The sequence below is a fragment of the Pseudoalteromonas sp. SANK 73390 genome (assembly GCF_054966645.1).
This window is the reverse complement of record NZ_ARPN01000055.1, coordinates 113343-134108: the sequence shown is the minus strand read 5'-3', so window position 1 is coordinate 134108 and position 20766 is coordinate 113343. Positions and strand designations below refer to the sequence as shown.

General features: G+C 40.6%; 19 protein-coding genes. 9 read left to right on the top strand and 10 right to left on the bottom strand.

The window, feature by feature from the left end; all coding sequences use genetic code 11:
- Positions 1-12: 12 nt before the first annotated feature.
- Both SANK73390_RS08250 and SANK73390_RS08245 read left to right on the top strand, forming a co-directional pair.
- On the top strand, positions 13-1050 hold the full coding sequence (locus tag SANK73390_RS08250; RefSeq protein ID WP_462765326.1) for a glycosyltransferase family 9 protein: 1038 nt from the start codon (positions 13-15) through the stop codon (positions 1048-1050).
- Positions 1028-1816 (top strand): glycosyltransferase family 2 protein, encoded by a 789-nt coding sequence (locus tag SANK73390_RS08245; protein WP_462765324.1) that lies wholly within the window; start codon positions 1028-1030, stop codon positions 1814-1816. Before SANK73390_RS08250 ends, SANK73390_RS08245 begins: the two co-directional genes overlap by 23 nt.
- On the opposite strand, the gene SANK73390_RS08240 is transcribed toward SANK73390_RS08245, so the two are convergent.
- From SANK73390_RS08240 to SANK73390_RS08220, 5 genes are all read right to left on the bottom strand, one after another.
- Positions 1813-2199 carry a group I truncated hemoglobin gene (locus tag SANK73390_RS08240; protein ID WP_462765430.1) on the bottom strand — a complete coding sequence of 129 codons (387 nt, stop codon included), beginning with the start codon at positions 2197-2199 and terminating at the stop codon, positions 1813-1815. The genes SANK73390_RS08245 and SANK73390_RS08240 overlap by 4 nt on opposite strands.
- A 48-nt stretch (positions 2200-2247) precedes the next feature.
- On the bottom strand, positions 2248-3069 hold the full coding sequence (locus tag SANK73390_RS08235) for a DUF3034 family protein (protein ID WP_462765322.1): 822 nt from the start codon (positions 3067-3069) through the stop codon (positions 2248-2250).
- The gene (locus SANK73390_RS08230) at positions 3056-5371 is read right to left on the bottom strand and encodes a bifunctional diguanylate cyclase/phosphodiesterase (RefSeq protein WP_462765321.1); all 2316 of its coding nucleotides are present in this window, start codon (positions 5369-5371) and stop codon (positions 3056-3058) included. The genes SANK73390_RS08235 and SANK73390_RS08230 overlap by 14 nt, the downstream gene beginning before the upstream one ends.
- A complete protein-coding gene (locus SANK73390_RS08225) occupies positions 5361-6011 on the bottom strand; it encodes a methylamine utilization protein (RefSeq protein WP_462765320.1) in 651 nt (216 codons plus the stop codon). The genes SANK73390_RS08230 and SANK73390_RS08225 overlap by 11 nt, the downstream gene beginning before the upstream one ends.
- 128 nt (positions 6012-6139) lie before the next feature.
- Positions 6140-7246, bottom strand: a complete 1107-nt coding sequence (locus SANK73390_RS08220) for a phosphoribosylaminoimidazolesuccinocarboxamide synthase (RefSeq protein WP_462765319.1) — start codon at positions 7244-7246, stop codon at positions 6140-6142.
- Between the two features lie 201 nt (positions 7247-7447).
- Between SANK73390_RS08220 and SANK73390_RS08215 the strand changes: the two genes are divergently transcribed.
- Genes SANK73390_RS08215 through SANK73390_RS08205 form a run of 3 tightly spaced genes read left to right on the top strand, consistent with a single transcriptional unit; the run spans position 7448 to position 9948 of the window.
- Positions 7448-8134, top strand: a complete 687-nt coding sequence (locus tag SANK73390_RS08215; protein ID WP_462765317.1) for an ABC transporter ATP-binding protein — start codon at positions 7448-7450, stop codon at positions 8132-8134.
- Positions 8131-9456, top strand: a complete 1326-nt coding sequence (locus SANK73390_RS08210; RefSeq protein ID WP_462765315.1) for an ABC transporter permease — start codon at positions 8131-8133, stop codon at positions 9454-9456. Before SANK73390_RS08215 ends, SANK73390_RS08210 begins: the two co-directional genes overlap by 4 nt.
- Positions 9457-9468: 12 nt before the next feature.
- Positions 9469-9948, top strand: coding sequence for a DUF3299 domain-containing protein (locus SANK73390_RS08205; RefSeq protein ID WP_462765313.1), 480 nt, complete (start codon positions 9469-9471; stop codon positions 9946-9948).
- A 259-nt stretch (positions 9949-10207) separates the two neighbouring features.
- Here SANK73390_RS08205 and SANK73390_RS08200 read toward each other — a convergent pair whose 3' ends face one another.
- From SANK73390_RS08200 to SANK73390_RS08190, 3 genes are all read right to left on the bottom strand, one after another.
- Positions 10208-12805: a M14 family zinc carboxypeptidase gene (locus SANK73390_RS08200; protein ID WP_462765311.1), complete on the bottom strand. Its 2598-nt coding sequence runs from the start codon at positions 12803-12805 to the stop codon at positions 10208-10210.
- Positions 12806-12912: 107 nt separating this feature from the next.
- Positions 12913-14295, bottom strand: a complete 1383-nt coding sequence (locus SANK73390_RS08195) for an ATP-grasp domain-containing protein (RefSeq protein WP_462765308.1) — start codon at positions 14293-14295, stop codon at positions 12913-12915.
- A gap of 4 nt (positions 14296-14299) precedes the next feature.
- Positions 14300-15235, bottom strand: a complete 936-nt coding sequence (locus SANK73390_RS08190) for an ATP-grasp domain-containing protein (RefSeq protein WP_462765306.1) — start codon at positions 15233-15235, stop codon at positions 14300-14302.
- A gap of 174 nt (positions 15236-15409) precedes the next feature.
- On the opposite strand from SANK73390_RS08190, the gene SANK73390_RS08185 reads away from it, so the two are divergent.
- A complete protein-coding gene (locus SANK73390_RS08185) occupies positions 15410-16558 on the top strand; it encodes a M20 family metallopeptidase (RefSeq protein WP_462765304.1) in 1149 nt (382 codons plus the stop codon).
- Between the two features lie 4 nt (positions 16559-16562).
- On the opposite strand, the gene mutM is transcribed toward SANK73390_RS08185, so the two are convergent.
- Both mutM and SANK73390_RS08175 read right to left on the bottom strand, forming a co-directional pair.
- Positions 16563-17372, bottom strand: a complete 810-nt coding sequence (gene mutM / locus SANK73390_RS08180) for a bifunctional DNA-formamidopyrimidine glycosylase/DNA-(apurinic or apyrimidinic site) lyase (protein WP_261593168.1) — start codon at positions 17370-17372, stop codon at positions 16563-16565.
- Between the two features lie 23 nt (positions 17373-17395).
- Complete coding sequence (locus SANK73390_RS08175) at positions 17396-17875, bottom strand: hypothetical protein (RefSeq protein WP_462765302.1); 480 nt, start codon at positions 17873-17875, stop codon at positions 17396-17398.
- Between the two features lie 186 nt (positions 17876-18061).
- Between SANK73390_RS08175 and SANK73390_RS08170 the strand changes: the two genes are divergently transcribed.
- From SANK73390_RS08170 to SANK73390_RS08160, 3 genes are all read left to right on the top strand, one after another.
- Positions 18062-18982 (top strand): manganese-dependent inorganic pyrophosphatase, encoded by a 921-nt coding sequence (locus SANK73390_RS08170; RefSeq protein WP_462765300.1) that lies wholly within the window; start codon positions 18062-18064, stop codon positions 18980-18982.
- Positions 18983-19194: 212 nt separating this feature from the next.
- A complete protein-coding gene (locus SANK73390_RS08165; RefSeq protein WP_462765298.1) occupies positions 19195-19920 on the top strand; it encodes a helix-turn-helix domain-containing protein in 726 nt (241 codons plus the stop codon).
- A 120-nt stretch (positions 19921-20040) separates the two neighbouring features.
- Positions 20041-20739 (top strand): transglutaminase-like domain-containing protein, encoded by a 699-nt coding sequence (locus SANK73390_RS08160; RefSeq protein ID WP_462765296.1) that lies wholly within the window; start codon positions 20041-20043, stop codon positions 20737-20739.
- The last annotated feature ends 27 nt before the right edge of the window (positions 20740-20766 follow it).

Genomic DNA, 20766 nt, shown 5'->3' with positions numbered 1-20766 from the left:
AACGATATTATTTTGAAACCACTGCACACAAAAGAGGTTAATAGTCCTATTCTCGTCGTACTACCCAAATTTATTGGCGATGCGATCAACACCCTGCCCGCCTTAAAGCTATTACGCCAACTTTACCCTGCGCAGAAAATTGTCATACTCGCTAATGGTGCTATCTGCGAGCTGTTCAAAAAAGTTGAACTAGCAAATAGTGAAACGCTTAGCCTCAATAGCTTTGGCAAAAAAAAGTGGTCTTTAGATTTAATTAAAGCACTGCGCAAATTTAAATTTGCACTCGGTTTTTTATTTAGAGGCTCTCTAGGCGATGCAATATTGTGTAAAATGGCGGGTATCAAAACCCTAATAGGTTACGCACAAAATGGCCGTTCAGCTTTATTAAGCCATGCTCTACCACTGAACATCAACCACCATTATATCACCCGTTATTGTCAATTGGTGAATGAACCTCATAGCAACCCTTTTAAATGCTTTGAATCACCAAAGCTGTCACATGCTCATATAGAGAATGCATTCCAAAGCGAGCAAAAAATTATCAGTGTATACATGGGCAGTGCCAGTAAGAACAATCGATACTACCCTAGTCATTATGCAAAAGAAGCCCTACTAGAAATATCTAAACATTCAGTATGCAGCTTTAACCTTTTGGGGAGTGGCGATGAAGCATTTGAAAATAGCCAGCTATGCGACCTACTAAAAGCAGACAATATTGCCGTTACAGACTTAAGCGGAAAAACCAGCATTACGGAGCTTGTTGATACAATCGCCCAATCAGATTTAATGATAAGCATCGATTCTGGACCAATGCATATCGCGTGTGCAACGGGTGTTAATTGCATTACACTTGTTGGCCCTGGGACCAGCCCTTGGTCATGTGTGCAACCTGTTACCCCTTATTGCAAACCTATTTTTGCTAACCCATTTTTACTTAATGATAGTGACAAGCTGTCTTCAATCTCACCATCCAAACTTGCATTATTGGCCATAAATACTCTTAATTCACAAAACCAAGGGAACTCTCATGATGAATACCCAATCAAGTGATAAAACCATTCCTGTTAGTGTATTTATTGTCACACTCAATGAGCAGCAGTACCTCGCACAAGTGCTAGAGAGCGTAAAAAACTTTGCAGAAATCATCGTGGTTGATTCTGGTAGCAGCGATAATACCGTAAGCATTGCAGAAAATTTTGGGGCAAAAGTGTATCATCAAGATTGGTTGGGGTTTGCTAAGCAAAAGCAATTTGCATTAGAAAAATGCACTCAAAAATGGGCATTAAACCTTGATGGTGATGAAATATTAACTCATGAATGCATTGCAGAAATAGTAAAGCAAATAGAGACTAAGAAGTATTCCTCTGTGCGTTTTTTGCGTGACGATATCTTTATTTATAAAAAATCAGCTTCATTGACAAGAAAAGACAACCACCTGCGTTTTTTTCAACGTGATAAAGCCAACTTTGACAAACAACAACTAGTACATGAAAGCGCACAAGTTGAAGGGGCAGAGTTAAAGTCGAACGCGACGTTTATCCACCACGGTTACAATGAAATCCAAACGCTTGTTTTAAAAACAAACACCTACTCAACTTTAAAGGCAGAGGAAAAATTCAGTAAAGGAAAACAAGCGTCTATCGGCAAACTCTTCCTCGCGTTTCCTGTTGCCTTTATAAGAGAGTACTTATTACACAGAAAAATATTTTCAGGACGCCGAGGGTTTATTTTATCTATGATCAATGCGCAATATGCGTTTATCAAAGAAGCTAAACTATTTGAACTCGCAGAAAAACAAAAATATCATCAAAATTAAATTTTAATGATATTTCTACGCATAGGGGCTAGCTTAGCAAGTACTTTATTCTGCAAGGGGTGACTAATACCGACCTCATTCATAGCGGCAATGAGTAAGTCTACGGTATGATTAAAATCATACTCACTAATGTTCATTCCGGTATGGATTTGCACCATATTGTCGCCTTGATACTGACAAGGTCCATCTAGCACCGCACACATATGGCTAATAAAACCAGTGCGAAAATGACTCACATTCGTTTGTTTAAAATAGTGAAAAACAACTTTATCTTGACCAATCTGGTTAATAAAAGCATCGGTTAAACGTTCTAAACCCGCCCGTTCCCCTACCTGATGATACAAAGAAGTTGGTGTGCTTTGACATCCAGAAACGGCAATCATCACGCTCAGCGCAATAGCGACTTTTTGACACCTTGCTACCAGACTCATTTAAAAATACCCTGTTATTGATACATACCAACCCGTTTGCCTATCTACACCCGCAATTGAGCCCAAATCTAGCCATGCAGCCGTAATACTCACTGATTTATTAGGCAGCCAAGCTATAAAAATATCTCGCCAATGTGTTTCACCCAAACCGAGATTGTTTGGTTTTTCACGAAACTCCACACCCAATGCTATTTCTCTCGATAAAAATACCGCACTGCTGGCCTCTAGTAACCACTGTTTATTTGCTTTGTCGCCACCAAAGCCTAGCAAGCCAATTTGATTGGCCTCACTATATCTGGCAGTAACGTTCCAAAACCAGTTGTAGCCATAAAACACACCTAAATGAAGTTTACTTGCAGCCAAGTAAATATCATTACCACGGGTATCATTAGCACCCAATAGCTTTGCCACATTGCCATCTTTTAGTGACTTATGCTGCATCCCTAAGCTTAGTTGTGGCCAAGTGCTATACACAATATCTCCGTACAGCCGAACTTTTGCACCACTGACCTTTTGCTTTATGGTTGTCTTGAGTGCGGGCACATCAAAGTTTTGTTCAGCATAGTTCAGCTCTACTCGGTCAAATAAGTTGCCTTGAATACCACAGACATCAAGGCGGTAATTTTTTACATTACCACGACTGCAAAATCCGCTCATCGCCCACTCATCTTCACTGGCATACCCTGCAAGCTGTGCCCAAGGTACTATCCCCCCACCAGCACTGCCTTCAATTTGCGATACACCTGGTGTAGCAAGTAACTTACCACTGGCAAAAATATGCGAGCTATAAAGGAGTATTATTAATGCGCTAAACCACTTCATTGTAGCTTCCTAACCAGTCTAAAAACTCTTTTGCGGGAAGTGGGCGGCTTAAGTGATAGCCTTGTGCATAATCACAGCGCATTTGTTTAAGTAACTTAAGCGACTCTGCATTTTCTACTCCCTCAGCAACCACCGAAAAACCAAGTTGATGGCCCAAAGAAATGGTTGACTGAACAATACATTGATCTTGATGGGATTCATTCAATTTTAAAATAAATACTTTATCTAGTTTAAGCTCATCAATAGGCAACATTTTTAATCGCCCTAGTGATGTTTGCCCTACACCATAATCATCTAACGATATCATCACACCCAGCGACTTTAAGGCCTTAAGCGCATTAATACCTTGCTCCTCATTTTCTATCATATCGCGTTCTGTCAGCTCGATAGTGATCAAATTCGCTGGTACTTTATGTTTAGCTAACGCACGTTCTAGGTGTGAGAAAAATTCTTTATTGGCAATATCTTGTGCTGATACATTAATTGCAGCCTTCATAGTTAACCCTTCGTGTAGCCAAGTACCAACTTGCCCAACTACGGTGCTAACCACCCATTGAGTTAGCTCAACGATTAATCCCGACTGCTCTGCTAAATCAATAAAAAACTCAGGGGAAACCCACTGACCATTACTGCGTTTCCAGCGTATCAATGCTTCAACTTTATCAATTTTACCACTACCCATATTGAGTTTGGGCTGATAAGCCATAAACAACTGCCCACTGTCATCTTTTAATGCGTGTTTTAACTCATCAATAATTTGAAGTCGTTCAAGGTGCGCTTCATCTTCACCATTTTGATAGTAATACACTTCATGACCATCTTGTGCGGCAGCATCAACCGCAATCAATGCTCGGCGGATCATATCTTCTGGCGTTTGTGCTTGTTCAGGATATTGCACAACACCAACACTAAAACGCAAACTTATCTCTAATTTTTGAATAACATAATATTGATTAAGTGCCAGTCGTAATTGCTCAACACAGTGTTGCTTGGTACTGTCAGGTTTGACTTCTACAACACTTAAAAACTCATCGCCGCCTACACGCGCATTAAAACCATGGAGTAACTGGGTGGATTCTTTTATTCGCTGAGCAACCGCTTGAATGCAACTATCGCCCACTCTTGGGCCTAATTTATCATTAATATGTCGCAGTCCCTTTATATCGATTGCTATTAGATAATAAGAGCCTGTTTTTTCTGTATAATTTGATAAAAGATCAAGCGCAGCGGTACGATTATAAAAGCCTGTTAACGTATCGTGGCGAGCCTGAAAGCGGATTTGCTTTTCACGCGTTTGAATATCTTCTCCCATTTCTTGAAATGCATCTACCAGCTCACATACTTCTTTACTCGGCCTTGACTCAGATATGTTGGCCAAATAGTTGCCTTGTGCAAATTGTTTCGCCATTACTGTCAGTTGTTGTAACGGCGTGGTTAAATTATTTGCTAAAATACCACTGGTAATAAAACCTAACACGATGGTGCCAAACGACAATAAAATAACGGTTAATACTAATTTATCAAATTCTTTGTAATGCTCACTCAAATCAGCACTAAGCACCACATTAATAGGGTTATTTACCAAACCTGGTAGATGCAATTTAGCACTTAAATAAACGGGGTCTTCACTAAACCAGCGGTCCACTATCTGGCTATCTATATATTCCAGTAAAGGAAGATGTGATGGATGCTCTGCCATGGTGGTTGCCTTAAGACCAGTACGCACGGCAATAAAACTAATTTCCATCCCTGTTAGCTCTTTAAGCTCTTTGGCAACGGTCGCATCAATAGCAAACCCAACCATACTGTATGCGATGGTTCTAGGCGCTTTGACTGGCAAAACAATTACTTGGTACAGCTTGTTACTGATTACCATGAATGTCGAGCTATTACCTTGTGCCAATAACTGCTTCATTAATTGAGGCGTATCTGCGGGTAATTCTATGTCACTTTGGTTGGCTGAAATGAGTTGCCCACGGGTGTCAAACAACAACATTAAATCTGCGTCTATACGCTGGCTATGATTATACAACACACTACTGATAGTATCAGCATCTCGCGTTGCAACCGCTTGTTTAAAGCCAAAATCAGCAGTCAGCACAGTAGCTGCCGTCATCAACAATCGCTCTTTGGCCTTTAAATATTGTTGATAGACATTTTCTGCCACTTGCATATCTTGCTGTACTTGGCTTTCATTAAAATGGCTAGTCGACCACCAAAAGCTCACCAAACTCGCCACTGCAGTAAGTAATACTAAGCCAACACACAGGGTAATAATACGATGCTTTAAGCTAGTTCCCATGAGAATCCTTAAACATTTCACCAAATGTATTACGTGGGGCAGGCGTAACCAGTTCAATTTCTACTTTGCTATGACTGTTATCTTGAGGCCAAATATGCTCACTGCGCTCTCCCAGTTCTTTATCTTGCTCCGGATGCCATAGTAAGTAAGAACTTGTATTATCAGGTAAAACAACTTGGCCTTGCACATCAGTCAAAAAATGAGCCTCCGATTGCGCCACATAAATATAGCCAACCATCGAGTCGTGAATATTGCACCCTAAAACCACCACCCCTGATTGCTCGAAAGTAAGCGGTGCTTTTGGTGTACCTGCATATAACTTTAATTCAAAAGGCTTAATAGGTGAAAAAGAATATACATGATGGCGAATATCATCACTATTTGGAAATGCGACCTGTTGACCTTTAACAATAGTGAGTAACTTTGGCTCAAATTGTTTATTCACTTGATCCATCACTGCAACTGGTAAAGGTTTATCATTTTTAAAAGGTTGCAACAGCTCAATGACCGCGTACTCTACAGGACGGTTATGCTGATCAACAATGGTTAATGTTTTTGCTTTAACGGCAATACTCACGCTACCAATCAGTAGCATACTTAGTGCAATAAAGGAGCACCCTTTTTTAAAATAAAATGGCATACCTTGCCTTGAACTATTTTTACTCTGACTGTAAGTAAAATTGACTAAGAACACAATTGCAAGGCATTTACGAGATAACAGCCAATAAACACACTAAATACATGTTTATTGGCTAAGTCTATGGTAGGTTAGCTGTTTTCTATGAGATCATATTCACTGTCAAGGATAGCAATGACTTCTGAGCGGGGGTCCGCTGGAATAATCAGCTCTTTGCCTACTATTTTACTAGCAATACCTACATAAGTATCAGAAACCGACATCATTACATCCATCGGTAATTGATAATTCTGAGCCAATGCCTCACGCTCATCCATACGCCCTTTGTTCAACAAAACATCAGAGTCTGGGACATTATTGATCAAAAGTTGGCGAAACCCCTCTTTTGAATTTTCAATAATCCGACCATCTCGATAAGCTGGGCCATCCCAAATACGCGATGAGTCTGGTGTGCCAACTTCATCAATATAAATTAACTTTTCTTGGCCATTAGTATCTTCTATGTAGCCAAACTCAAATTTGGTATCCACAAAAATCTGATCAAGCTCAGCCAGTTCTTTACTAATTAGCTCAAAGCCTTGCTTAAGTAATTGCTCATATTTAGTCACATCATCATATGATTTAAAATTAAATGCCGCTAAGTTATCGGTGATATTTTTACGGCTGATGTTTACATCATCCACTGCTGGCACATCGTCAAGGCCTGTAATAATGCCCTTCGTTGATGGTGTGATCAAAAGTTCAGGTAGTTTCTGGTTGGCGTTTAACCCTTGTGGTATCTCAATACCACAAAAGTTACGAATACCCTTAGCGTAATCACGCCACATACTGCCAGTAATATACTGACGTGCGATGGCTTCAACTTTAACTGTACGCGCTTTGCGAACAATCCATACATAAGGGTGAGGAATATCAACAATGTGGTTACCTGCAAGGCCTGCTGCATCAAACAATTTAAACCAATGTGCAGCAACGCTATTTAATGCAATACCTTTACCTGGTACACCATTTAAGCCATTTTCACCTTGCCAAATACAATCAAATGCAGAGATCCTATCTGAGATCACCATAATGGCTAATTCAGTACCCGGTGGTACGTCATATCCTTTTTCAGAAATTAGGCGTGTACTATCTTCGTCGGTGAGCCAGTAAACTGAACGTACTTTACCACTGTGCACTGCACCTTTGGTGCGAATTGGTAGATCGTCATTGACGTCTAAAACTTTGTAGCTACTCATTATTACTCCAAGGCCGGATGCACCTTGCTAAAGGGTGCAAAAAAATGAGGGGGTTAGGAGGCCTTATAATAATCGTTCAGCAACAAAATCACAATCAGCAACGCCATTTGCCGCATAAAGTTTAGATTTTAACGACACAAGGTTTAGCCCCATGCAAATCTGAGATACCATCATTCACTCAATAGCATTGATGGTGAACAAATGATTGAAATTAACGATTTGCTCTACACATGGCAGAAACAAACACAACCTACTTTGACCATCAAGCACCTACATATTGCCAAAGGTGAAAAGTTATTTTTACATGGCCCAAGTGGCAGCGGAAAATCTACCTTATTGGGTTTACTCGCTGGTATCAACCCCATTCAGCAAGGTGAGATAAACATTTTGGGCCAGTCACTTACTAAACTATCTAATGCTAAGAGAGATCGCTTTCGCGCCGATCATATAGGCACTATTTTTCAAAATTTTAATTTACTTCCATATTTAAATCCGTTAGAAAACGTGATGTTAGGCTGTGAGTTTTCCTCTTTGAGAACAAAACAAGCAAAACAAGAATCTGGAAGTATAAAAACACAAGCAAGTAACTTATTAACGGCACTCGGTTTAAAGCCCCAGCACTTAATCAGTAGCGTAGCCAACTTGAGTATTGGTCAACAACAGCGAGTGGCTGCAGCTCGTGCATTTATTGGTCGCCCAGAAGTGATTATTGCCGATGAACCCACTTCCTCACTTGATACCGACACGCGAGAAGCGTTTATAAAAACCTTGTTCACTCAGGCTGAAGAATATCAAGCAACCATTATTTTTGTAAGCCATGATAATAGTTTAGCCAGTTTATTTGACCGCAAAGTCAGTTTGCAAAGTATTAATGGAACAACCTTATGACCTTATTAAAACTGGCACTTAAAAGTAGTTATAACCGCCGCGCTAGCGTATTGCTCACTTTATTTACTATTGCTATTAGTGTAATGCTGTTACTGAGTATTGAACGTGTTCGAATTGATGCAAAAAACAGCTTTAGCAATACTATCTCAGGTACTGATTTGATTGTGGGTGCGCGCACCGGCGATATTCAATTGCTTCTTGCTAGTGTATTTCGTATTGGCCATAGTAATAATGCACTAAAATGGCAAAGCTATCAGGATATAAAACAGCGCCGTGGTGTAGCTTGGACCATACCAATTAGCTTGGGTGATAGCCATAAAGGTCATGCTGTTTTAGGCACTGACAGCAACTACTTTGCGCATTATCGCTACGGAAAAAAGCAAGCATTAATATTTCAAGCTGGTCGAGCGTTTCACAATGGCCAAGAAGTGGTGTTAGGCAGCGAAGTTGCAAAAAAAATGCACTATCACCTTGGTCAAAAAATTGTAATTTCTCATGGTATGGGTAATACAAGCTTTCACCACCATGACGATAACCCGATGACCATCGTAGGTATCTTAGCACCCACTGGCACACCTGTAGATAAAACTGTACATATACCTTTAATTGCCATTGACGCGATGCATACAAACTCAAGGGCACCGCGTTCTATCAGCGCCAAGCCTGTTGCCAAAAATCCACAACATGACCATGACCATGACCACGACCACGACCACGACCATAAGCATGTTAATATCCAAAGCAGTCCTTCAGATTTAATTGGTGAACCACAACAAATTACAGCGTTTTTAATGGGTTTTGAATCCCCCCTGTACACTTTGCAAGTAAGGCGAAATATAAACCAATATCAACAAGAGCCTTTACTTGCCATTATGCCTACTGTCACCTTAAAAGAGCTTTGGAATATGTTGGATATTGTTGAGAAAATATTACTGCTATTTTCAATGGTGGTCGTGGTTATTAGCCTATTAGGCATGCTGACAACATTATTAGCAACACTAAACCAACGTCGCAGAGAACTGGCTATTTTACGTTCTGTAGGTGCAAGGCCATGGCATATTTTTAGTTTAATGAGCTTCGAAGCCATCATTATCACATTATTTGGTTGTTCACTTGGCACCATTGCATTTTACAGCATGTTATTTATTGTTGAACCGATGTTGCAAAGCCAATTTGGTATCAGCATTAGCGTTGGTGCCTTATCCCACTATGAACTGACCTTGTTAGGCGTTATCATGACCGCTGGCACCTTAATGGGTCTCATTCCAGCAGCTCGTGCCTACTTTTATTCGTTGGCCGATGGCATGAGTATTAAAATATAAGAGAGTAGTTATATGCGATTTATTACCCTGTTCCTGATATATATGCTAAGCGGCACGGTACATAGTGCGCCCCCCAAAGAGATTTTTTGGGAAGACCTAATTCCAAAAGGCCATGTGCAAATTGATACCCAAGATGCTGCGTCACATGACGGAGCAGATCAAAACTGGGTGCAACCTAGCTTAGATGCGCCAGTAGTAAAAAGTTTAGATGGTAAATCGGTGAGCTTACCCGGCTTTGTTGTGCCACTTGAAGGCGATAACCAATTAATCAGAGAATTTTTATTAGTTCCTTATTTTGGCGCCTGTATTCATGTACCGCCGCCGCCGCCAAACCAAATTGTACATGTTAAAATTAAAGGTGGAGTACCTATTGATAGCTTATATGACGCCATTACAGTAACAGGTGTGATCAAAGTAGAAACTTGGCAAGGTGAGCTGGCACAAACGGGCTACACCATGCAAGCAGTGGGCGTTGCCCCATTCGAACTTTAGTACCTTAAACTAAAGAGTATGCACTATATTTGCATACTCTTGTTCCTCTGCTAATCTACTATTTTTCACCTAAACGGCCAATAAAAACTAACCCATGCTAAAATAAAAATTAAGCTTAAAAAAGCTATTTAGGTGTTGCAAAAACGGACAAAAGAATACACTCTGTTAACAGTTTAGAGGTTTTTTTACATTTTGAATCTGAACTTTACAGAACATTCTCCACACTATTAAGGCCGCATGTGCGGCCTTAATTTTGTCTTCATTCGAGCGACTTGCGCCTTCCTGGATAATGAACAACCACTGGCTCAGAGTAATTAGGTACGTGATCATAGCTAAATACTGCGTAGTACTTATCTATGTCTGCATTACCAAAATTATCTAACGTGTATTGATCAGGGCCACCATATAGTTTAACACCATCAAATGGAGACCGCGGCGGATGAAAGCGGTTTCTGACCACAAAGCTGCCAACAAGATCAGAGCTATCTGGATTGAGCCAAGTCAGCTTAACAACACCATTTTCCACTTGAGTTTGGAAATGTGTCGGTGCAGGTAATGCTTCAACACGCCGTTCAATATACTCTACATGCAATTTCGCAGGCTGTGTATCATTACTATTTCGCCAATTAACCAGCACATCTTGTGCTTGTGATTCTGCCGTAGCACGGATTATAAAATACAAAGGCGTTTGTGCTCGATGTAACCGAGCTAGCTCTTTTAAACTATAACTATCAAAAATAAAATTATGTGCTGTGCGTTCCTTCAATTGTTCGTTACTCACTTCATAACCAATATATTCAATTTTCTGCCTTTGCTTCACATGCTTAAAATCGACATCTTTGAGCTCTACTAGTTCCACGGTAAAGCGCACATCCTTAGCTGACGCCAAGCTATTTATACTATATAAAGTTAAACAAGCCTGAGTAAATACTGTTTTATCTGGTTCTAAGCATTCATTAAGCTCAAACGCCAATTGTCCGTATACGATTTCACCTTCAGTATCAAACCCTGAGGCTAGCTTATCCGCCACCACTTTATCTTGATATATGGTGTTACAGCTACTGGCGTTCACCGTGGTTGATAGCTCTGGTAATTGGTAAATAAGCTCTAAATTAGGCCTGTAGTGTAATCCACCACCGAATGAACCATATCCAATGTCAAACTGCATAACTTGCGAGTCATTACCAACAGGTAAACTTTGCGGTCCTTGAATACGCAGTAACAATGTTTGTTGCGCTATTAAGGTTTCTAGCAAAGTGCGTTCAACCCCATTAAATGACCAGCGAAGCCAAATGCCTTGCGTCATTTTATCTGACTCAATCGTTTGCCCTAAAGTGTGCAATGGCTTAGCTTCTTGGATTTGAGCAAAGTCATAAATATCATCCACTAAAGTGGCATCTAAAATTGAAATTGACCACTCACCATATTTTTCAATTTTTGCAGCAACGCGATTCATGGGGTACAAAAACAGTTGCGCGGTTGCAATATGCGAGCCTTCAGGAATAGTACTTAAATCAAAAGCAACCACGCCAACACTCACACCACGATTTTTATCAACGCCAATAAACATGGAGTTATAACCAAAGTGCTCTTTATTTTTATGTAAATAATTCTGTGATAAATAACCAACCTGCTCGCGGGCAGGAAAAAGCGTTCGACCACATTGATTATCTGCTAGGGTTGTTTTTAAACGCAGCTCAGGACTAAATGGAGATTTTATTTTAGTCACCTTATCTACCGCACGAATGTTATAAAAGTAAAAGTGACCACTTTTTAACTGAGTGTCTAAAAACGACAATGACTTAGTGATAGCGACTAAATTATCCTCAGTGCATGGGCTTTTGTTATGCTCACTTCGATACACTTCAAAATAAATATCATCACGCTCTTCAAATTGCCACTCTAGCTCAACACTGTCGTGGCCCACCTCTTTAATTGTAAACTCTGCTACTCGAGATGGAGCCAAAGGCGAATAGTTAATCGCTTCGCTTAGGGCGTGTGCAACCGCAGGGATATTTTCTGCAACACTTTGCGCCATATTTTTCATGTAATCAGGAATATTACGCGTACCCACCTCAACCACGGCGGCAATAATACCTCTGCGATAATAGTACTCTCGACCACTGCCGTTAATAAGTTGCGCAGGAGGCTTACCGCGATGAATACCGTACTGGCGGCCAGTAACCTTACGAATCTCATTGTTCATATTGGCACATAGTACATTCAAGTCAGTGCCTTCAATTTCTACTTCATGATTGAACTTATGGGCGGGGAAAAATACATTACCTTGTGAGTGATAATCAAGCGCGATGCGAATATTTTCATGGCTTTCAACAAAGTCACGAATTGCCGCTGTTTCTGGCTCAGAAAAAGCGTGAGGCCCACCATATGTATTAGTATGCGTGTTTTGATTACGCATAAATTTGGCATCAAAGTTTCTGTTTAAATCAACACCAAAGGTGCCATCGCCATTGTTACGTCGATTTTTACGCCAAAACGAAAAGTGATTTCGAGAGTACTCAAAACCATCAGGGTTCAAACACGGCACCATGTACAAGGTATTACGCGTTAGCGCTGTTTGTAGTTTGGGATTAAAGCGGTAATTATCTATCACATATTGAATAAATTTAATTGCTAATTCATTACCTATCCACTCTCTTGCGTGAATAGAGCCAGTATATAGTAGCGCAGGTTTATCATCTGCGTAGGTCACATCTAACGATACGGTAACCAACATAATAGGGCGACCTTCCCATGTTTCACCTATGCTTTTTAGGCGAATTAAATGCGGGTGTTCGCTCATGCTTTGTTGCAAAAAATCAATGGTATCTTGATACGATGCATATTGGATTTTCATAGTATTCCCATACGGCTCATGTTTACTCACTCCCTCAAAAAACACTGCTACATAAAGTAACAGTGCATACTAAGACAGTAACAACGAAGGCGTTTACAAAACCAAGCTTAATGACAGGGCTTTGCAACTTGCTGCCAGTGATTAACAATTTTTTCTAACTTTTTGTCTTTGAGATTTTTTACTACGCACAATTGCTCAGGTTTCGTATTGAGTGCTTCAACCACACCAATAGCACCAAAAGTGGTCATGATCTCCTCAACCATTTTACTGCCAACGCCTTTTACCTGAGACAAAATCTCGCGAATTTGCGCTTCATCAAACTGTACATCCTGATAGCTATTTAACTCTGTGCTCACTTCATCATTACTCGGTATCAAACTCTGCGCTTTAGCAGGTACAACGATTCCATGTAATTTAAAGTTATCTTGAAAATTCCACATCTCACTGGGCCACTCTTCGTCTGGGCGATATGTGGTATCTAAAATTGGATAATTATATTCATCTAACCTAGAGAATTGTTCAGCACAATCTTGACTTGGTGTATATCGAGAAAAGCCTATATGACGCATGGTTCTTAGTAAACGAGTATCAATTTTGCCAAGCTCTTCCCAGTTATAAAGCGGAATATTCGGTTTTGCAAAACGTCCATCTCCGAGCAGCCACATCAAGTACTGCCCAATCCAATCGCGAATATATGGGAATGCAGCAAAAGCCGTCGCACATTCTAAAATACGGAGCTTGCCATCTTTACCCAGTGCTATATCACAAGCCCAATATTCTGCATTCGCCGCTTTAGAGGCGCGCGCAGCTAATTCTAAAACACCTTTAGGCACATCCTGATAATCCATGCTGCCACCTTGGCTAGTATTGGTGAGCCACTCTCCTTCTGGTGGACGTCGCCAAAATGCACACACGGGTTTGTGACCTATCAACATCACTCGAATATCGGCTTCCATTGGTACAAAATCTTGTACATATGCAGGGTAATAACGCTTTTGTGACAATAAGCTGGCAGCCTCTTCATAACTATCTACTTTATGTACAAAATAACCGCCATAGTTAGATGGGCCATAAGAGCGCTTTATAATTTTTGGGTATTGCGTATTAGCTAAATATTGCTTGGCTTTTTCCGGAATATAAAAAATTTCAGTGTGTGGCGTAGGTAAATTATATTTACGACAAAAGTGAGTAACATTCTCTTTAGACTTATTTGAAAATTGACTGTCTAAAGAGGGTAAAAAGCGCACTTGGGGTAAGGCTTTGGCAATTTCACGAAACGCTTCGTACGCTGTTGCTGGTATATTACCTATTAATACATCAATATTTTTACGTTTTACCTCTGCAATAAAACGCGCTTTATCATTACCCCAATGATAAGTGACCTGTTCAATTTTATCTGGCCATCCTTTGAAGTTTGATTTGTCAAAAAAGCGTAGCACATAGTCTAAATATAAAAGTCCAATTTTTGGTAAAGAATCTTTTTTTGTCATTGTCTTAGGCCACCTTGATTGAGTGAAGTGCTTGCTTTTTCTGTACAGTTTTATCAATGAGATCGACCATGGCATCGAGTTTTACCTGATTAAAATTGATGCCCAAATGCTCTTGCTCTGGTGTGGCAAACGCCGGAATTGTATTGACCTCCAAAACCACAAACTGTTTGTGCTGCCTGTCATAAATTAAATCCACTCCTGCGATTTCTAACCCCAAAACTTTGGTAGCCTTAATTGCCAAATCAATGACTTCTTGATCCGGTTCACGCACGAATACAGAGCCACCACTGGTAATATTAGTTTTCCAATCATCTTTTGGCGCTTTACGGCCATAACAGCCTACACACTGTCCATCCACTACGTCGATGCGATAATCCGTATTGTCATAATCAATGAAGCGTTCCACGTAGAAATAGCGTAAATCAGTGCGGCTTAAAAATGGCAGCAACATGTCTAGCGCATGTTCACCATCTATTTTTACAACACCTACGCCACCCCACCCATCGGTTGGTTTGTAAACCAGCTTGCCACCAAAATCACGTATCGCTGCTTTTAAACCTGCAATATCGTTTTTATGACATAACCGGTAATCCGCAGTAGCAATACCATGGCTATTGAGCAAATGGGAGGTACGAAATTTATCTTCAGCTAACGAAAATGCATGGAAATTATTTAGTGTAGGTATCGACTCACTAAGTGCCTGATATAAATAAAGCTGATACTGAGTCTGCTGGCCTGCGTTGTAACTTAAAAAAGCATCAAGATGCTCCATTACAATACCATTACACAATATTTGCCCGTCTTGCGCTCGAGCATCTCGAAGATTTAATCCTGTAGTGGTCTCAATGCCACGTTCAGCCAACGCATGCACGAGCTTTTGCTCAATGGCTTTACCGCCACCGTTTTCGTACATCCAAATGCCAACATGAGGTGCTGTCACTGTATTCTCCTTGGTCCTAAAGTAGGGGTGCAACTACATTACCGTCTATTGTAAAAGGATCTGTGTGACATATTTTTGACCAAATCAAGCGGACAAAATTTGTTCATAAAAGCTTCACTGAATTGCAACCCAGCCCCGCCACGATGAGCGCCAATACAACCAAGGAAAACAGTGATGGCTAAATTAAATTTTGACGAATTAGCAGCGCTAATCGAGTGCAATTCTCACAGTAAAAATAAACAAGGTGTTGACCAACATGGCGAGCAGATGATTGAACTACTCGCACCTCTTGGGTTTTCATTAACACGCTATCAAAGAGAACATATTGGCGATCATTTACTATTTCATACGCCAACCCAAACTGGTAAAAAAGTACTCTTGCTTGGTCATTTAGACACCGTTTTTCCTGCGCAAACGTTCACTGACTTTCATCAAGATGAGCAATGGGTGTACGGACCAGGAGTGTGTGATATGAAAGGTGGCAACTTTGTTGCATTGAATGCACTTCGCCAATTACGCAAACAATTTGGCCCAATACATAATATCGACCTTTTATTGGTCAGTGATGAAGAAATTGGCAGTGACGATAGTAAACACTTAACTGCAGATTTAGCTAAAAATTATGATGCGTGTTTAGTATTTGAGGCTGCGGGTAAAAACCATGAAGTGGTAATTGGCCGAAAAGGCATTGCCACCTTTGAAATAGCAATAACAGGAAAAGCTGCTCACGCTGGCAACCATTATAGTGAAGGTATTGATGCAAACTTTGCCTTGGCTAATATGTTATTGGAAATGACCAGCTTAACTAACTTGCAAAAAGGAAGCACGGTTAATGTTGGCAAAATTCAAGGTGGCATTGGTGCAAATACCATTTCACCTCACTCAAGTATGATAGTCGAAGCTCGCTTCTCTTGCGTTAAAGAGCAGGAGCGCTTGTTACAAGGGGTTGAGAATATTTGTTTTGCTATAGAAATTACGGGCGTTGATATTACCATTAACGGCGGATTGCAACGAGGCGTGATGGCACCTAGTCCACAGCAACAAGCATTACTTGATGACATCACCCATATACTTGGCAGCCAGCTCCCGGTTGAACAACGCGGTGGCGTCTCGGATGCTAACGTGGCAGCTTCTGTGGGTACGCCCACACTAGATGGTTTCGGTCCATTCGGTGATGGGGATCATACTCGCCACGAAAGAGCCCTCAAATCGAGCTTTGAACTACGCGTTGAGCAAGTATCTAAAATCCTAACCGCATGGTGCTTTAACAACCTCAATAGTGAGCAAACCTCTAAACTAGAAAGTAGTGCGCTTGCTCAGTAATACACTATTTTTGACACTGTGCGCAGTACACCGTACTGCGCTGTCCTAAGCGAATTTCTTTCAGTAACTCATCACACTTCACACAAGGCTCTCCCTTACGACCATATACCAATAATTGCTGTGCAAAATATCCCGGTTTACCATCACTTTGCGCAAAGTCTTTTAAGGTTGTTCCCCCTTGCTCGATGGCTGCTGCAAGCGTATCTTTAATAATGGGTGTGAGTGCTTGATAACGTTTAAGTGATACTTTTCCAGCTTCGCGCTTAGGATGAATACCCGCTTTGAATAATGATTCATTAGCATAAATATTACCCACTCCAACCACCACGTGGTTATCCATAATAAATTGCTTAATTGGTACTTTTTTATTGCGAGAGCGCTCAAATAAAAGCTGCGCGGTAAATTCATCCGTTAATGGCTCTGGGCCAAGCTTGTTAAACAGCGCATGACTTTGTTTAGGCTCTTGCCATAAACATGCCCCAAAACGCCGAGCATCATTCAAGCGCAGCGCCTTACCATTGCCAAAATGTATTTCTACATGGTCGTGCTTTTTTAACAGTTCTGATTGCGGCACAATACGTAAATGCCCCGACATTCCCAAATGTAAAATAACGCTGCCTTTATCAGTATCGAGTAATAGGTATTTAGCTCGGCGCCTGACTGAGCGGATCACCATACCCTCAATACTGCGCACTTCATCAGGTATTGGCCAACGCAAACTAGCATGGTGAATCAGTACTTTAGTAACAACTTGTTGCTCTATGTGGGGAGTAATGCCTAAACGGCTTACTTCAACTTCGGGTAATTCGGGCATACTTCACTCAAAAATAGATTAATTTAAGGGTTAATCAATGACACAGGAGCAAACAGTTTTTTTGCCATCACTGTCGGTAGCTCAAGCCAATACTGTTGCTGCTTATCAAATAAGTAATATTGCTGATTGTCATAATATAATTGGTAACTAAGCGGTAACTCTGTAGACGCCAACCAAAAACGCGCGACAGTGATAGCTTTATCACTACTTAGCGACACAGACGCTACATCAAGCTCGGTGCTTTGCCAAAGCCCAACAAGCGCTTTTAGCTGTTCTGCATCTGCTTGCCATGGCCCCTCTATACGCCAAGATGTACCAATACGCTCAATTTTATAACCTGGAAATGCTAAAGTCAGCACAAAGCTGTGCTCTGGCAACAAACGTTGTGGACCCACTACCTCATCATCAGGGTTTAACTTATGGTGTATACCGTTTAGGAAAAAAATCATCAATAACATGGAAAAAATAACCACATTATTCCAAGCCTTGCGCGTTAAGCCCATTACACACTCCTAATTCTAGTATTATGAGTGTAACGGAAAATCTCTTACAGCAGAATATGCGTTAAATTTTGCTACAAATATTTTTTCTCAGCAATCTAACACTTATGCATTAAAACTATGCAATTAATGTTTTAATCATCATTTTCTTTGTTAAAATAGCCAGCAAAATTTAAGGAGTTCCGTCTAATGGCAATGTACGTAGTGGGTCACAAGATCCCAGATTCAGATTCTATTTGTGGTGCAATTGCAATTGCATACCTAAAAAACAAAATTGGTGAAGCGGCTATCCCAACTCGTTTAGGCGAAGTATCACCAGAGACCCAGTTTATTCTGGACCGTTTTGGTTTTGAAGCGCCAGAGCTTAAAATGAGCTATGCAGGAGAAGAAGTCTATATAGTTGATCATACTGAAAAAACTCAAGCACCTGATGACATTGACCAAGCAACCGTTGTGGGTGTTGTTGATCACCACAAACTTGGTGATTTAACAACCTCTACCCCGCTAGAGTGTTGGATCCGTCCAGTTGGCTGTAGCAACACCATCGTAAAAATGATGTATGACTTTTATCAGGTAGAAATTCCAAAAGACATTGCAGGCTTAATGCTGTGTGCAATTTTAAGTGATACCGTTATCTTTAAATCTCCAACTTGTACAACGGCTGATATTAAATGTGTTGAAGCACTTGCTGAAATTGCAGGCGTTGAAGACTACAAAGAGCTTGGCATGGACATGTTTAGGGTGAAATCAGCGGTTGAAGATACACCAGCTCGTGACCTCGTTATGCGTGATTTTAAAGACTTTAACATGAACGGTAAACTAGTGGGCATAGGTCAGCTAGAAGTGATTGATTTATCAGTCTTTGATGATATAAAAGTCGACCTTGAAGCTGATATTGCCAAACTAAAAGAAGAAGGCGGTCGCCATTCTGTATTGTTATTGCTTACAGATATTATGCAAGAAGGCTCACAAATGCTGATTGCCTCTGATGACGAAGGCATTATAGAAACCGCTTACGGTATTAAGCCTGAGCAAAGTCGCGTATGGCTTGATGGCGTGCTAAGCCGTAAAAAGCAAGTTGTACCGCCACTACAAAACGCGTTTGCTTAATATATTAAAATAAAAAGCCTAAGCACATGCTAAATGCACTCGTTTCAAGTAATGAGATCCTCAAACACGTTCACAATGACGAGTAGGTTAATGAGGCTAATCTGGAAGACGGCACTGCCCAACTGACGTTTGCAGTCTTCCTGACGAAGGCTAGGATCTCTTACACGATTTGCATTAAAGCACATGCTTTGGTTTTTTGTTATGCTCAATGCATGAAAAAGCTATTTATTGAACCCGGTATTTTTGCTATCCAAACCCAAGTGCTGGATACGCAAATGCACCAGCATACACTTATTCAACTAACCATCCCTGTCGAGCGCGCTACCCTCACATTAGAAAACCAGCAAACCACTCATAATCTCATTAGCCTATTAAAAGCAAGTGCTCCACACCAACTTAGTATGCAACAAGGCTGGGTGATACTAATAGAGCCGAGCAGCCAATTAGGCCTTCAGGCAAATGCCATACTCAATAAAAATCATTATAAAACGTGGCCACCAGCTGACATTTCAAACATAACTAACCTCAGTGAGTTATTCAAAACTGTCGGACTTCATTACCAACCACTCACAAGTGAAGAAAACCATCATTTAGACCCTCGTATTGCCGCTTTGCTTGCAAAGCTTAATCAGTGCTTTAATCAAGCGTGTATCAAACCCGAACATTGGCTAGCCAAAGATATTGCTCACTCGCTAAACGTATCCGAAAGCCGTTTCTTGCACTTATTTAAAGAAAATATGCAGCTACCATGGCGCCCATATTTACTCTGGCGGCGCTTAATTTGTGCAATACAAGCCATCAATAAAGGGCATAACGCAACACAGGCAGCATATATTGCTGGTTTTTCCGACAGCGCCCACCTTAGCCGCACATTTAAAAAGCAGTTTGGGATTACTTTACGTGATGCGTTAGTGGCGGTGCCAAAAAATAATATATAACCTCAAGTTTAGATAAGCGAATTTGCCTAATATTCAACGTTACTTTGGTAATAGCCAGTTTATTCAATTTATTCCTTCAGCGCATTGGCATACTCCTAATAACAGCGAAGGAGTATAACCATGAAAGAATATCTATCCCCAACCCCATTATTAAACTTTACACACCCCGCAATACAGAAATTACTTAAAACACAGCAATGGCAGCACCTCAATACCTTTGATGTGCTCAAAAGCATCTACGACTTTGTAAAAGATGAGGTTAAGTTTGGCTACAGTAGCGACGACACACTCAGTGCCTCGCAAGTGTTAAAAGATGGCTATGGGCAATGTAATACCAAGGGCACCTTGCTAATGGCTTTGCTAAGAGCCGTTAATATTCCCTGTCGTTTGCAAGGATTTACCATCAGCAATAATCTCAAAGCGGGGGTCATACCAAATTGGCTATTGTGGTTTGCCCCTAAAGCAATCATTCATAGCTGGGTGGAGGTTTATATTAATGAACAATGGCTAGAACTAGAGGGCTATATTATTGATAAAAATTACTTAACTGCAATTCAAACTCGTTTTAAAAACCACACTGGACCTTTTGTTGGCTACGGCATTGCGACACCTTGTTTACAGACTCCAGATAACGAATTTAACGGTGGTAATACTTATATTCAACGAGATAGCATTATAAAATCGCTTGGATATTTTAACGACCCTGACTCATTTTACCCACTCTTTAGTAATTTAACAGGGATAAAAAAGTGCCTATACAAATACCTGCTACGTCATATTATTAACCTGAATATAAAGCGATTAAGGCGCCCAGTTTAGCGAACAAAAAGCGCCACCCAGTAAAAA

Coding starts and splice junctions, on each gene's coding strand:
- SANK73390_RS08245 (WP_462765324.1), top strand. CDS start 1,028: ATGATGAATACCCAATCAAGTGATAAAACCATTCCTGTTAGTGTATTT.
- SANK73390_RS08240 (WP_462765430.1), bottom strand. CDS start 2,199: ATGATTGCCGTTTCTGGATGTCAAAGCACACCAACTTCTTTGTATCAT.
- SANK73390_RS08235 (WP_462765322.1), bottom strand. CDS start 3,069: ATGAAGTGGTTTAGCGCATTAATAATACTCCTTTATAGCTCGCATATT.
- SANK73390_RS08230 (WP_462765321.1), bottom strand. CDS start 5,371: ATGGGAACTAGCTTAAAGCATCGTATTATTACCCTGTGTGTTGGCTTA.
- SANK73390_RS08225 (WP_462765320.1), bottom strand. CDS start 6,011: ATGCCATTTTATTTTAAAAAAGGGTGCTCCTTTATTGCACTAAGTATG.
- SANK73390_RS08220 (WP_462765319.1), bottom strand. CDS start 7,246: ATGAGTAGCTACAAAGTTTTAGACGTCAATGACGATCTACCAATTCGC.
- SANK73390_RS08215 (WP_462765317.1), top strand. CDS start 7,448: ATGATTGAAATTAACGATTTGCTCTACACATGGCAGAAACAAACACAA.
- SANK73390_RS08210 (WP_462765315.1), top strand. CDS start 8,131: ATGACCTTATTAAAACTGGCACTTAAAAGTAGTTATAACCGCCGCGCT.
- SANK73390_RS08205 (WP_462765313.1), top strand. CDS start 9,469: ATGCGATTTATTACCCTGTTCCTGATATATATGCTAAGCGGCACGGTA.
- SANK73390_RS08200 (WP_462765311.1), bottom strand. CDS start 12,805: ATGAAAATCCAATATGCATCGTATCAAGATACCATTGATTTTTTGCAA.
- SANK73390_RS08195 (WP_462765308.1), bottom strand. CDS start 14,295: ATGACAAAAAAAGATTCTTTACCAAAAATTGGACTTTTATATTTAGAC.
- SANK73390_RS08185 (WP_462765304.1), top strand. CDS start 15,410: ATGGCTAAATTAAATTTTGACGAATTAGCAGCGCTAATCGAGTGCAAT.
- mutM (WP_261593168.1), bottom strand. CDS start 17,372: ATGCCCGAATTACCCGAAGTTGAAGTAAGCCGTTTAGGCATTACTCCC.
- SANK73390_RS08175 (WP_462765302.1), bottom strand. CDS start 17,875: ATGGGCTTAACGCGCAAGGCTTGGAATAATGTGGTTATTTTTTCCATG.
- SANK73390_RS08170 (WP_462765300.1), top strand. CDS start 18,062: ATGGCAATGTACGTAGTGGGTCACAAGATCCCAGATTCAGATTCTATT.
- SANK73390_RS08165 (WP_462765298.1), top strand. CDS start 19,195: ATGAAAAAGCTATTTATTGAACCCGGTATTTTTGCTATCCAAACCCAA.
- SANK73390_RS08160 (WP_462765296.1), top strand. CDS start 20,041: ATGAAAGAATATCTATCCCCAACCCCATTATTAAACTTTACACACCCC.